Genomic DNA, 13892 nt, shown 5'->3' on the forward strand with positions numbered 1-13892 from the left:
CCGCGTTGCCAGCTGTGAGGTCACCCCAATGCACAGCGTGCCGTTCCGTTTGCTGGCCAGGATGTAAACGCAGAACTGCTTGTCCATAGCGCCAAACGCCAAACTGGATTCCCGCTTTCGCGGGAATGACGGCCATAACACCGAACCACGTTACCCACAAATTAGTCGCGCACCCCACGCTTGCTGATCGCACCATTAGCCTTGATGAGCCGGCCGCGACGGTGGCGTGGTTGCTTGCCGGCCGTGGGTTCGATAGGAAACCGGCACCTGGGGCGCCGCGCGCGCCGGTGAGTGCAAGTTTGGGAAGAGCCGCATGTTCAAACGCATCCTGATCGCCAACCGCGGCGAGATCGCGGTGCGCGTAATTCGCGCCTGCCGCGAGTTGGGCATCGAGACGGTGGCCGTCTACTCCGAAGCCGACCGCACCGCGCTACACGTCAAGCAGGCCGACTACGCCTATCACGTCGGTCCGCCGCCGTCGGCCGAAAGCTATCTGGTGATCGATAAGATCCTGCATGTCGCCCGCGAAGCCCACGTCGACGCCATCCACCCGGGCTACGGTTTTCTCTCCGAACGCGCGCTCTTCGCCCGCCGCTGCCAGGAGGCCGGCATCGTCTTCATCGGCCCCACCCCGGATGCGATCGAGCGCATGGGCGACAAGGTGGCCGCGCGCGCGCTGATGCGCGCCGCCAAGGTGCCGGTGGTGCCCGGCTCCGACGGCACCATCGCCAGCGAGGAGGAGGTTATCAGCATCTGCCGGCAGATCGGCTTCCCGGTGATGCTCAAGGCTGCCGCCGGCGGCGGCGGCAAGGGCATGCGCATGGTGGCGCGCGAAGCCGACTTGGCGGCGGCAGTGCGCGGCGCGCGCTCGGAGGCCCGCTCGTCATTCGGTGACGATCGCATGTACGTGGAGAAATTCGTCACCCAGCCGCGCCACGTCGAGATCCAGGTGATGGCCGACACCCACGGCAACACCGTGCACCTCTACGAGCGTGAATGCTCGATCCAGCGGCGCCACCAGAAGGTGGTCGAGGAAACCCCCTCCCCCGCCATCACCCAGGAGATCCGCGAGCAGATGGGGGCGGTAGCGGTACAAGCGGCCCAGGCGGTCAATTACGTCGGCGCCGGCACCATCGAGTTCCTGGTCGACGCCGCGCGCAACTTCTACTTCCTCGAAATGAACACCCGCATCCAGGTCGAGCACGCCATCACCGAGATGGTCACCGGCATCGACCTGGTCAAGACCCAGATCCTGGTCGCCGCCGGCGCACCCCTGCCGTTCACACAACGTGATATCGTGCAAAGCGGCCACGCCATCGAGTGCCGCATCTACGCCGAAGATCCTTACAACAAGTTCTTCCCCTCGCCGGGGCAGATCGATTTCCTCCAGACCCCGGGCGGCATCGGCATCCGCGATGACAGCGGCGTCTACGAGGGCTACGAAGTCAGCCTCTACTACGATCCGATGATCTCCAAGCTGATCGCCTGGGGCCGCACCCGCGAGGAAGCCATTCAAAGGATGCGCCGGGCGCTCGACGAGTACCGCATCCACGGCCTCACCACCAACCTGGCTTTCCACCGCTGGATCCTACTGCACCCGCGCTTTCTGGCGGGCGACTTCGACACCAACTTCATCGCCGAGGAATTTCACGGCCTGGTCGATGGTGACCGGCCGCGGCTGCGCGAGGCGGCCCTGGCGGCCGCCGCCATCGCCGAACGCCACCGCGAACGCGAGCGCAGCCTGCTGATCACCACCGCCACCCCCTCGGCCGCGCAATCGGCCTGGCGCCAAGCCGCGCGCCGCGGCGCCCTGCGCGATTGATCCTCATGCAGCTCATTGGCCGCAACGAAGGCTGACCGTGGCATACCGCGCAGAACTCGACGAGCAGACCTATCTCATCGACGTCCAGGATACCGGCGGGCGTTTCACCGTCGGCATCAATGGCGAGACCCGCACTGTCGACAGCCGGCGCATCGGCAGTCGCACCTATTCACTGTTGATCGACGGGCGCTCCCACGTGGCCGACGTCGCCTGCGACGGCGATCAGTACACGGTCTCGATCAGCGGCCAAGTCTACAAGCTGCGCCTAGCCGATGAGCGGCGCTACCGCGCCGTCGAGCTCGGTCATCCGGAGGAAGAAGTCGGCGGCCGGCGCGAGATTCGCGCGCAGATTCCCGGCAAAGTGGTCGAAGTCCTGGTGCGCGTCGGCGATCAGGTGACGCGCGACCAAGGCGTGATGACCATCGAGGCGATGAAGATGGAAAACGAAATCAAGGCCCCGGCCACCGGCGAGGTGCAGGAAATCCTGGTACAACCGGGTCAAGCGGTCGAGGCCGGTGCCTTGTTGGCGGTGATTGCGGCATGATGGTCACGACCGCGGCAAGCGAGGATGCCGTGCCTGAGCTAGCCGGCGCCTCGATGAGGTTGTTGTTATGAGCGACGACATCAAGAAAGCCCGCGAGCAGTGGGAAGAGACCGTCCTCAAACCCGCGCTCAAGCGCGCACCCGAACGCCGCGCGCGTTTCCTCACCACCTCCGAGATCGAGTTGCCGCGCCTGGCCACCGCCGCTGATGCCAGCGGCGACTACGCCGACAAAGTCGGCTTCCCCGGCCAGTACCCGTTCACCCGCGGGGTACAGCCGACGATGTACCGCGGCCGCTTCTGGACCATGCGCCAGTACGCCGGTTTTGGCACCGCCGAGGAGTCCAACCTGCGCTACCGCTATTTGCTCGATCATGGGCAAACCGGCTTGAGCGTCGCCTTCGATCTGCCGACGCAAATGGGCCGCGACTCCGATCACCCGCTGGCCAAAGGCGAGGTCGGGCGGGTGGGTGTAGCGATCGATTCACTTGCGGACATGGAGACCATGCTTCATGCGATTCCGCTCGACCGTGCCAGCACCTCGATGACCATCAACGCTACCGCGGCTATCTTGCTCGCGCTCTACCTGGCCGTGGCGCAGAAGCAGGGAGTGTCGTGGCGTGAGGTCAACGGCACGGTCCAGAACGACATCCTCAAGGAGTACGTCGCGCGCGGCACTTACATCTATCCGCCCGGCCCGTCGATGCGGATCATCACCGACATCTTCGCCTTTTGTGCCGCCGAGGTGCCGAACTGGAACACGATCTCGATCTCCGGCTACCACATCCGCGAAGCCGGCTCGACCGCGGCGCAGGAGATTGCGTTCACGCTGGCCGATGGCATCGCTTACGTCGAGGCCGCGGTCAAGGTCGGGCTCGATGTCGACTCGTTCGCCGCGCGGCTGTCGTTCTTCTTCAACGTGCACAACAATTTCTTCGAAGAGGTGGCCAAGTTTCGCGCTGCTCGCCGCATGTGGGCGCGCCTGATGAAGGAGCGCTTCGGGGCCAAGGACCCGCGTTCGATGATGCTGCGCACGCACGCGCAGACGGCGGGCTCGTCGCTCACCGCGCAACAACCCGACAACAACGTCGTACGCACCACCATCCAGGCCCTCGCCGCCGTGCTCGGCGGCACGCAGTCGCTGCATACCAACTCGAAGGACGAGGCGCTGGCGCTGCCGACCGAGGACTCGGTGCGCTTGGCGCTGCGCACGCAGCAGGTGATCGCCTACGAGTCGGGCGTCGCCGACACCATCGACCCGCTCGCCGGCTCGTATTTCGTCGAGAACCTCACCGATGAGTTGGAGCAGCGCGCGCTCGAATACATCGCCAAGATCGACCAGCTCGGCGGAGCGGTGCGCGCCATCGAAGTCGGCTACCCGCAGCGCGAGATTCACAACGCCGCCTTCCTCTATCAGCAGGAGATCGAGAAGAAAGAGCGCATCATCGTCGGGGTGAACGAGTTCGCCGGCGCGCAGGAATCACCGCCCGAGCTGCACAAGATCGATCCGGCGCTGGAACCGCGCCAGCGCCAGAAAGTGGCGCGGGTGCGCGCCGAGCGCAACCAAGCAGCTGCGGCCCGGGCACTGGAGCGGATCGAAGCCGTGGCGCGTGAGGGCGGCAACCTCATGCCCGCCATCCTCGACGCCGTGCGCGCTTACGCCACGCTCGGGGAAATTTCCGACGCCATGCGCAAGGTCTTCGGCGAGTACCAGCCCAACGCCGTGCTGTGAGCCCCGCCGCCGTCCCGCGCTAGGCAGCGTCAAGGGCCTGCCCTGAATTACTATGGCCGAAAGTCTCGGCGTCGCGCGCAGATTTCCCTCCGTCATTCCCGCGAAGGCGGGAATCCATCCGGAGCCCCACCGCCCCTGGATGCCCGCCCCACGCCTTCGCGGGGGCAGGCTCTAAAGATTTGCGGGCATGACGGAATACCCCTGTCGAGCTTTGGGTTGCGGGCCAAGCCCGCGCTGAGCAGCGGCGAAGGGTTACATCGTGCCCCGGCCTTTCTGCGCCCCGCCACCCCCGGCGCCGAGGTGCCGGCGCCATCCGGGGCAACGATCCGTGAAATCGCGCCACGGCAAAGCTCTAGCTCAGAGGTCCACCACGGTGCCGCGCTGCGGGCATTGCGCCGGCATGCCCAGCTCCCGCTCCAGGCGCGCGCGTAAGGCCTCGCGCGCGGTCGTTTCACCGTGAGTGAGGAAGAGGCGCGGACGGGCGGCGCGGAAATTCGCGGCCCAGGCGACCAGCTGCGACTGCCCGGCGTGGGCGGAAAAACCACCGAGGGTGTGCACCTTCGCCCGCACCGCTAGGCGCTCGCCCATCAGCGTCAGGTTGCGCGCCCCATCTACCAGAGCGCGTCCGGGCGTGCCCTGGGCCTGGAAGCCGACAAACACTATGTGTACCTCGGGTCGCCAGACGTTGTGCTTGAGGTGGTGCAAGATGCGCCCGCCGCTGCACATGCCCGAGGCCGACAAGATCACCGCGCCGCCGTCCACGGCATTGAGCGCTTGTGACTCCTGCGGCGTGCGTACGAAGTGGAGGTTGGGAAAATCCAGCGGCGCGCTGCCGCGCTCGATCAGCCCCTGGGCCTCGGCGTCGAAGACCTCGCGATGGCGCCGGTAGAGTTCGGTGGCTGCCTGCGCCATCGGGCTATCGACGTACACCGGCACGCCCGCCAAGCGGCCCTGCCGGTGCAACTGACCGAGGTGGTAAATGATGTCCTGGCTGCGCCCGACGGCGAAACTGGGTATCAGCACCTTGCCCCCGCGGGCGCGCGCCTGGGCCAGAATGTGCGCGAGTTCCTCGACGGTTTCCGCCAGCGGCCGGTGGTCGCGGTCGCCGTAAGTGGACTCCATCACCAACCCGTCGGCGCGTGACAGCACCGCCGGGTCGCGCAGCAGCGGCGTACCCTGGTTGCCGAGATCGCCGGAGAAGACCAGCACGAGCCGGCGGCCGCCGTCATCAACCGTGAGTTCAACGATGGCCGAACCGAGGATGTGCCCGGCATCGTGCAGCCGCAAGGTCACACCGGGTGCGATTTCGCGTTCGTAATCGTAGGCCACCGAGACGAAACGCGCCAGCACGGTTTCGACGTCACCGGCGGTGTACAACGGCCGTACCGGCACCCGGCCGCGGCGCTGGCGCTTACGGCTGTAACGCAAGGCGTCTTGCTCTTGCAGGTGAGCGGCGTCGGGCAGCAGGATACGGCAGAGGTCAACGCTCGCCGGCGTGGTGAAGATCGGCCCTTGGTACTGCCCATGCGCCAACAGCGGTAGCCGGCCCGAGTGGTCGATGTGCCCGTGCGACAACACTATCCCATCGAGCCCGGCGAGGGCGAACGGTGGCGGCCGCCGGTTGCGGATCTCGGCCGCCGCTCCCCCCTGATACAAACCGTAGTCGACCACCACCCGCGCCCGGCCGGTTTCCAGCAGGTAGCAGGAGCCGGTCACCTCTCCCGCAGCTCCGTAAAAACCGAGTCTCATCCCAAAGCCCGTTCGCTCGGGCGGTAGGTTTCACCTTTTGCGCTGAGGTTGCAACCGCGCCCGAGCGGGCGAAAGCCGGCGGCGGGCTAACCGCAAGCCGGCGAGGAACAGCAACACCGGCCACAGGCTGCTGCGCGGCGAAGGCGCGGTCGCGCAGCCGCTGGCGCTATCGCCGGATGCAGTTGATGGTGGCGTTGATGAGGCAGCCGGCGTTGGCACTTGTAGGGTCGGTGTGGGGCTCGGCGCCGGCGGTGCCGCCCGGTCGAAGCATATGCCGCGCGGGCAATCGCCGCGATCCACACAGGCAAACCCCTCGAAGTCTCCGCCGGCGCAAGCACGCCCGAGCGAGCTACACACGGAGCCGTAGCATTGCGCATCGCTCAAACAGGCCTGCCCCTTGCCCGCTCCGCCGGCACACAGCCGCACCGTGGCGGCACAGGGGCGATTGCCGTGACAATTTGAACTGCTATCGCACAGCTGCCCGCCCCAGGCGCCACCTTGGCAACTGGACCGGCGGGCATCCGTGGCGTCAGCCACACAACTGCCGCCGGGGCAATCGCACAGCAGGCCATCGTCCTCACCCCCGTCGCAGACCCCTTGCGCGATCGCGCAGATGCCACCCGAGCAGTCGGCGTCTACGCTACAGGGCGCGCCGTCGCCGGCACCGCCCGAGCACGCCATGCCTGCCGGCACCGCCGCCAGCGCGCGCGCTCGTGCGGGCGCTACGACGACCTCGCCATCCACAGCGCCGGCCTCGATCCGTTCGCCGAGTGGGCCGGAACCGATGATTTCGGAGATCGTTAACGGATACTGCCCCGCCGGTGCATCAGCGGCAATGAGCAGGGCGCACGAGTACAGCTCCGCGCCGTCGGGGAGAGGATCGAGGTTGTCGATGGACAACACGATCGCCCGCACCGCCATGCAGTCGAATCCCGGCCGACAATCTGTCGGCCGAAAACCAAAGGCGGAGCCGAACTTGTCGATCGCTGGATTGACGGTGCAGTCCGGCCTGCCGTCGGCGCGGGCCACCACCGCGGTGCGCCGATCGAAGGCGACGTCGGCTTGGACACCAACCACCGCGGGCCCGCGCGCCCGTATCGAGACGCTGAAGCGTACGCGATCGCCCGGCCTGCCTGTCGCCGAACTCACCATCAGAGAGACCGGTGCCGGCGTAGGCGTGATCGTCGCGGTTGCGGTCGGAGCGGGCGTATCGGACGGCCAGGGCGTGGGCGTGCGCGTGGGTCTGGGCGTATACGGGCGGACGTTGCAACCGCTGCCTGTACAGTTGAGCACCACCGCAAAGGGCTTCTCACCCACGGTGATATCGCCGGCCACTGATTCGTCGGCCAAGTCGAGCACCGACGCGGTAGCGGAGCCGAAGTTCGCGACATAAGCGCTTACGCCGTCACGGCTGACGGCGATGCCGTACGGGCGCTCGCCGACTGCGAACAGGCCGCCGACCCAGTTGGTCGCCGTGTCGATCACCTCAACACGGCCCGCCAGACTGACCACATAGGCAAAGGCGCCGTTCGGATTGACCGCCACGCCGCTCGGGCGGCCGTAAACTCTGACCGTCGTCGCTACCGTATCCGTCACGGCGTCGATGACCGAGACATTCCACGAGCGGAAATTGGTGACGTAGACGGCTTGCCCATCCGGTGAGATCGCCACCCGGTTCGGGTTGCGATACACCGCCACCGTGCCGACTACCGTATTGCTCGCGGTGTCGACCACCGAGACCGTGCCCGGCTCGCGCGTGAATGAGTTGGTCACGTAAGCGCGTTTGCCGTCGGGGGTAATTGCCACCGCGTTCGGTCCATCCCCCACCGTGATCGCCGCCACCGCCTCGTGGTTGTCAGTCCGCAGCACTGACAAAGTGCCCGCACCGCGGTTAGCCACGTAGGCGCGCGTGCCGTTAGGAGAGATGGCCACGCCCACCGGCCCGCTCTCGACCGGCACGGTTGCGACCACGGCGTTTGCGCGCGTGTCGATGATCGAGACGGTTCCCGAGACGAAGTTGGTGACGTAGACGTACTTGCCGTCAGGGGTGCTGGCCAAGCCATCCGGATCATCGCCGACCGCAATGGTGGCCACCACGGCCCGACTGCCGGTGTCGATAACGGACACGTTGTCGGAGCCGAGATTGGCAACATACGCATAAGGCTGCGCCAGCGCCGACGTGGCCAGCCATGGCAGCATCGCCGCGATCGCCAACGGCGCCAGCCTGCTCCGATACCTCTGACCTGAGACCCGCCCGCTGTCCCTCGGCCGGGCCTGGTGATTCCTGGCAAGTTTCACCCCTGAAGCGTCCACGTCGCAGACGCGGGGGCATCCCTCTCCTCCGTGAACAGTCATCGGCGTACTCGGCAAGGCAAGCCGCATACCGCCGCGACTTCTATTTACGGCGCCAGTGAATTGCGGCCGGCGGCGCAGCGCCGCGCGCGCACCGGCGCCAGACTCTGGCGGCATTGCTGCCAGGGAGGTTGCTGCCGACACCGTCTTCGGCCTACGCGGATCTCGACGCCGGCGGGCACGCCAGGTATGGTGCCGCGCAGGGTTTCGGCGGCGGAGGCACAATGGACGTGAGCCAACTGCTTGGCGGACAGATTGCCACACTCGGCTTTGGCGGCATCGCCGGACTGACCGTGGGCTATGCGGCGAAAAAGGTAACCAAGATGGCCGCGCTGGCGCTCGGCCTCGCATTCATCCTGGTCCAGGTGCTGTCTTATCAGGGGCTGATCAGCGTCAACTGGGGCGCGGTGCAAGAGACCGCACACGGGGTCTGGAGCGATCCGCAGGGGGTAACGCTTGCCGACCGCGCCTGGGCCGTCATCAGCGCCAACCTGCCGTTCGGCGGCGGCTTCGTCGCCGGCTTCGCCCTCGGCTTCAAACTCGGCTAGGAGCGAGGCGTAGACAGGTAGCCGCCCCCCTTCGACCGTTTGCGCTGGCGTGATCTCAAGCCGGCGTTTGTTATGTTTCTCTCCGGGAGTATTGATCGTGTCCACGGCATTGCAGAACTTGATTACCCTGCTCGACCTCGAAGAACTCGAAGTGAACATCTTTCGCGGCCTGAGCCCTAAAGAGGATCGCCAGCGGGTTTTCGGCGGGCAGGTGGCGGGCCAGGCGCTGGTTGCCGCCGGGCGCACGGTCAGCGAGGGCTGGGTGCACTCGTTGCACGCCTACTTCTTGCGCCCGGGGGATCCCAAGATTCCGATTCTCTACGAGGTCGACCGCATTCGTGACGGCCGCTCGTTCGCCACTCGCCGCGTGGTCGCGATTCAGCACGGCCGCGCCATCTTCCATCTGTCGGCCTCGTTTCATCGGCACGAGCCGGGCTTGGATCACCAGGCGGCAATGCCCGAGGCACCGGCGCCGGAAGGTCTGCCGACACTGCGCGCGCGGATGGAGCCGTATCGCGAGCAGCTGGGCCCGTGGGTGGATCGCGAACGACCGATCGACATCCGGCTATGCGAGCCGGTCGATCGCCCGCCGGAGAGTTGGCGCAGCCCGCAGGCGCTGGTGTGGCTGCGCGCCGATGGCCTCCTGCCGGACGACCCCATGCTGCACGCCTGCGTTGTCACCTATGCCTCGGACATGACCTTGCTCGACACCACCCTGCGGCCGCACGGCCTGATGTGGGCGCCCGACCGCAAGATCATGATGGCCAGCCTCGATCACACGATGTGGTTTCACCGGCCCTTTCGCGCCGACCAGTGGCTGCTCTACGTCCAAGAAAGCCCGTCCGCCGCTGGCGCCCGCGGCCTGGCCACCGGCAACATCTTCAGCCACGACGGCCGCCTGGTGGTCACGGTGGTGCAAGAGGGACTGATCCGGCAGCTGGAGTAAGCCGCCGCTATTGGTAGGTTGACTCACGCGGAGACGCAGAGAAACAAAGCCGGCGTCGCTTCGTCCGTGCCCTTCTCCGCGTCTCCGCGTGAGCCGTACTGTCGTGTGCTCGGAGCCCTCTCACCGTGTCGTCGCTGCCTCTGTAATTCATCCTTCCTAGCGAAAGAACGCCAGGATGAGGAGCCCGACCGCGATGCGATAGTAGCCGAAGCCGGTGAAGTCATGGCGCTGGACGTAACCGATGAACGCCCGCACGACTATCAGGGCGGACACGAACGAGGCCACGAAGCCAACCGCAAGCGGTAAGGCGTCACTCGTAGATAAGAGATGTCGGGCCTTGAAGAGGCTGTACAGGCTCGCCGCACACAGGGTCGGGATCGAGAGGTAGAAGGAGAACTGCGTCGCTGCCGGCCGGTTCATGCCGGCGATCATGCCGCCGATGATGGTGGCCCCGGCGCGTGACACCCCGGGCAAGAGCGACAGCATCTGGGCCACGCCGATCCAGAAGGCGTGCACCCAGCTCATAGCCTCGAGCGTTTGCACCTCGAACGGCCAGGTTCGCCGCTCGATCCCGACGATCAGCAGGCCACCCGCTATCAGCGTGAGGGCGACGAAGACCGGGCTGAAGAGGTGGTCCTCGATCACGCGGTGCATTAGAAAGCCGGCACCGGCCGCCGGCAAGAAGGCCAGCAACACCTTGCCGATCAATGCCCGCGCCGCGCCATCGGCGGGCGCGCGCCGGGCCAGGCCGGTGAGATGTTCGAGGTAGAGCCACACCACCGCCAGGATCGCACCGAGCTGGATGAAGATCTCGAAGGTGGCGCGCGCCGGCTCGGGGTAGTCGACCAGGGCCGAAGCCACAATCAGGTGGCCGGTGGACGAAATCGGCAGGAATTCGGTGATGCCTTCGACGATGCCAAGAGCCAGGGCCTTGAGTACGATCATGCAACCTGCTTTCTGTGTCGGGGTTCGCGCCCGAGCGCATGTGCGCTGCGCGCGTACGTCATTTCAGGAGGGAAGACAAGGCGCATGCGCACGTTGAAAGCGGTTTCGTTCGATGTCGGCTGGACGCTGACCTATCCGATCGAGTCGATGTGGGAGATTTACGCCCGGTTGTGCACCGAAAGCGGCGTCCCGACCACCGCTGCGGACTGCGAGCAGCTGGTGCGCAGCCTGTGGAGCAGCGGCCAGGAGCAGGCCCACGAGCGCTTCCGCAACGGGGCGAGCTACAGCGATTCGGACGCCGAGTTCGCCGGCTTGTTCGTGCAGATGTCGCACATGATCTTCGGCCGCGCCGGGCTGGGCGAGCGTCTGGCCGAGCTGTCGCAGCGCTTCTTCGAGGCGTTTTGGAACGAAGGCACTTGGCAACTCTTCCCTGACACTATCGAGGTACTGCGGGAGCTGCGAGCGCGCGGGCTGCGGGTGGGGGTGTTATCGAACGCGCCGTCCAACTTACGCGACATGCTGGAGCATTTCGGCCTCCTCCCCCACCTCGACTTCGCCGTGATCTCGGCGATCGAAGGCGTCAAGAAGCCCGATCGGCGCATCTTCGAGCGCGTACTCGAACGCGCGGGCGTGGCCCCGCACGAAGTTCTGCACGTCGGCGACATGTTTCTCGAAGACGTCGCCGGTGCCGGCGCCGCCGGCATACACAGCTTGTTGATCGAGCGCGGCGAGCGCTCACTCTTCCCCAGCTTTCCCGAGTCGGCCGGCCGCAGCCTGCCGCCGGGCGCCGTCGTGCGCACCCTGCGCGACGTCGTCCGGGCGATCGACGAGCAAGGCTAGCCCCTCCCGTCTCGAGTCTCCCTTCTCACTCCTCACGGCGCGCAGACCAGGCTGAGTCTGTCGCTATCGCGCAGTGGGTACGGCGATGGAGAGTTTATGTACGACCTGCTCAGTGTCACCGGGCTCACGCGGCCCGCACCGGTCCAGCTGCCCCGTTGTCGCAACGGCACTCGGATGGCGAAGGGTGCCGAGCATAGGCCGGTGGTAGTATCTTCTACCGGTGGGCGCAGCCCGCTCGTCCCCGTGCTCCAGTCGCGCAAGTTCTGCAGCGCCGCTTTCAAGCTGGCGTTGTTGACCGCATCCAGAAATGGACTTGGCAGTATCACGCGCACGGCGTCGGCTACGCCAGCGGCGAGACAGGTGGGCAGATTGGGATCTGAGTTGTTCAGGCACACTACCACCTTGAACTCGCAGGCGTTGGCATCACTGCCGAAGTCACAGGTGGGGTCGTTGTTGCGGCAGGTCTGGGTGTAATTGGGCCGGCCGCGGCGATCTAGCGCCGGGGTGTTGTTGGGATTCACCACTGACCACTCGATGAGGCAGGCGCGCTTGTCGGTGAAGGCGCTTCCGACACCGTTGCCGGGGATCAGCTCGTAGCGGCAGTTGGCGGCGCAGCCGTCGTTGTTGGTGAGATTGCCGTCATCGCACTGCTCGCCGGTGTCGAGCGTACCGTCCCCGCAAGCCGACGGGAGGGGAAGAGCGAACAGCCAGACGCTAGCGGCTGATGTCAGCACTGTGATTTCCACATCGCCGTCACCCAATAGGCTCCGGTCCGATACACATGGGTCGGGCGATGCAACACCACTGGAACCGGTGCAGGTGGCCACGAGTACCCCATCTTTGAACACATCGATGCTGCTCGGATCGACGCCAGGTGGTAGCAGGGAGGCGTCGATTTGGAAGACGAGCACGAGCGGAGTGTCGGCTGTAGCGGGCGGCGCAGTCACCGTGACCTGATGGCCGACCAACTCGTAGCCGCTTGGCGGTCCGCCAGCGGCGGGAGCCTCGTCGATCGACACTGTCCCTCCGTCCGGAGTCGTCACGCTGGTCTCTATGGGGTCCAGCGGGGTGGCACCATCGCCTTCGCTGTCCGTCGACACGGTTCCACCGGCCGGAACAGTCCCCCCGGTGTTTTCGGGACTGATGGTGCAGCTCGCCTCGCAGCCGTCGCCGTTCACGAAGTTGCCGTCGTCGCACTGCTCGCCGCCTTCCTGAATTCCATTGCCGCAGACCGGGACGGGCGTCCGCGTGGGTGTCGTGGTGATTGTTGGAATCAGCGACGGCGTCGCCGTCGCCGTGCAGATGTCGCCGGCGCAGCCCGACTGCGGATCACACGTCTGACAGGGCGGACAGACCACATCGGTCTGCTTCACGCACTGGCCCAGTCCGTCGCAGTGGTCGACGGTGCACAGATCGCCGTCGGCCTCGCACGTGGTGCTCAGCGGCTCGAACTGGCAGGTGGCGGAGCAGCAGTCGCCGGGGGTGGTGTTGCCGTCGTCGCACTGCTCGCCGGCTTCGACAACACCGTTGCCGCACTGCGGGGGCGCTGTGGGAGTGCTGGTTGGGGTGGCCGTCGGCGTCGACGTCAGTGTCTGCGTCGGCGCGTTCGTCGGTGTCATCGTCGGCGTGTCCGTCGGCGTGGCGGTGGGTGTCTCAATTGGAGTATCCATCGGCGTTGCGCTGGACGTTGGAGTCGGCGTGGCAGTGGGAGTCGATGTTGCCGTGTCAGTGGGCGTACCAGTGGGCGTGACGCTGGGTGTTGCGGTCGGCGTACGCGTCGGGGTGTCAGTCGGTGTGGTGGTCGGCGTTGGCGTATCGGTCGGCGTGGAGGTCCCTGTCGCGGTCGGTGTCGTAGTTGCCGTGCTTGTCGGGGTGATGGTGGCCGTGTTGGTTATCGTCGGCGTGCTTGTCGGCGTATCGGTCGGCGTGAACGTCCCTGTCGCGGTCGGTGTCATCGTCGGTGTGTTGGTTGGGGTGATGGTGGGTGTGTTGGTTGGTGTCGGCGTGCCGGGCGAGTTGAACTCGTAGGCGCCAATGGAGCAGTTCGTGGCACCAATACCTGGTCTGACAAAGCCACGCTGATCAAGGTTGCTCACAGGGGCAGCCGCACAAAGGACATTGTCTCCGGCATCGATGGCGGCACTGCCAGACTGGAGCGCGATCGTCTGGGTAGGGCCGCCATTGTCGGCAAGAGCGGATAGCATGGGATCGCCAAAGCTGCCGACGCAACTCGTGTCCGTGCTGGGCCAGCGCAGGTTGTGGCCCATGTCTACAACACTGCAGCAATTTTGGCCGCCGTTGTTGGCGACAATCGTGTTGCTGAGGTACACGAACCCGGAACACCCAATGGCGCCGCCCCCATCTAATGCTGATCCTGCCCGAGAAGTGTTCGCCGGACACGGTGACGTGAGATGTTA

Annotated in this window: 11 protein-coding genes; 7 read left to right on the top strand and 4 right to left on the bottom strand. The window is 66.1% G+C overall.

Translation table 11 applies throughout. The features are described from left to right. Positions 1–313 precede the first annotated feature (313 nt). The 3 genes from accC to HY699_09105 all read left to right on the top strand — a co-directional run bounded on the left by accC (position 314) and on the right by HY699_09105 (position 4095). Complete coding sequence (accC, locus tag HY699_09095; protein MBI4515954.1) at positions 314–1822, top strand: acetyl-CoA carboxylase biotin carboxylase subunit; 1509 nt, start codon at positions 314–316, stop codon at positions 1820–1822. 37 nt (positions 1823–1859) lie between these two features. Further along, on the top strand, positions 1860–2366 hold the full coding sequence (locus tag HY699_09100) for an acetyl-CoA carboxylase biotin carboxyl carrier protein subunit (protein ID MBI4515955.1): 507 nt from the start codon (positions 1860–1862) through the stop codon (positions 2364–2366). Positions 2367–2433: 67 nt separating this feature from the next. Beyond that, positions 2434–4095: a methylmalonyl-CoA mutase gene (locus HY699_09105; GenBank protein ID MBI4515956.1), complete on the top strand. Its 1662-nt coding sequence runs from the start codon at positions 2434–2436 to the stop codon at positions 4093–4095. Positions 4096–4452: 357 nt separating this feature from the next. Here the strand turns inward: HY699_09105 and HY699_09110 are convergent, their stop codons facing one another. Then, on the bottom strand, positions 4453–5844 hold the full coding sequence (locus HY699_09110) for an MBL fold metallo-hydrolase (protein ID MBI4515957.1): 1392 nt from the start codon (positions 5842–5844) through the stop codon (positions 4453–4455). A 30-nt stretch (positions 5845–5874) separates the two neighbouring features. After that, on the bottom strand, positions 5875–8043 hold the full coding sequence (locus tag HY699_09115) for a YncE family protein (GenBank protein MBI4515958.1): 2169 nt from the start codon (positions 8041–8043) through the stop codon (positions 5875–5877). Positions 8044–8420: 377 nt separating this feature from the next. Here HY699_09115 and HY699_09120 point away from each other — a divergent pair, with 377 nt between their 5' ends. Together HY699_09120 and tesB are read left to right on the top strand one after the other, a co-directional pair. Continuing rightward, positions 8421–8744, top strand: a complete 324-nt coding sequence (locus HY699_09120; protein MBI4515959.1) for an FUN14 domain-containing protein — start codon at positions 8421–8423, stop codon at positions 8742–8744. A 97-nt stretch (positions 8745–8841) separates the two neighbouring features. After that, positions 8842–9690 (top strand): acyl-CoA thioesterase II, encoded by an 849-nt coding sequence (gene tesB, locus HY699_09125; protein MBI4515960.1) that lies wholly within the window; start codon positions 8842–8844, stop codon positions 9688–9690. A gap of 156 nt (positions 9691–9846) precedes the next feature. On the opposite strand, the gene HY699_09130 is transcribed toward tesB, so the two are convergent. Beyond that, positions 9847–10635 (bottom strand): undecaprenyl-diphosphate phosphatase, encoded by a 789-nt coding sequence (locus HY699_09130; protein ID MBI4515961.1) that lies wholly within the window; start codon positions 10633–10635, stop codon positions 9847–9849. Between the two features lie 84 nt (positions 10636–10719). On the opposite strand from HY699_09130, the gene HY699_09135 reads away from it, so the two are divergent. Continuing rightward, positions 10720–11475, top strand: a complete 756-nt coding sequence (locus HY699_09135) for an HAD-IA family hydrolase (protein ID MBI4515962.1) — start codon at positions 10720–10722, stop codon at positions 11473–11475. Positions 11476–11507: 32 nt separating this feature from the next. Here HY699_09135 and HY699_09140 read toward each other — a convergent pair whose 3' ends face one another. Further along, a complete protein-coding gene (locus tag HY699_09140) occupies positions 11508–13145 on the bottom strand; it encodes a DUF4215 domain-containing protein (GenBank protein ID MBI4515963.1) in 1638 nt (545 codons plus the stop codon). 28 nt (positions 13146–13173) lie between these two features. Between HY699_09140 and HY699_09145 the strand changes: the two genes are divergently transcribed. Next, entirely contained in the window at positions 13174–13503 is a 330-nt protein-coding gene (locus tag HY699_09145; GenBank protein MBI4515964.1) for a hypothetical protein, read from the top strand. Positions 13504–13892 lie beyond the last annotated feature (389 nt).

Source organism: Deltaproteobacteria bacterium, assembly GCA_016210005.1.
Lineage (GTDB): Bacteria > Desulfobacterota > Binatia > HRBIN30 > JACQVA1 > JACQVA1.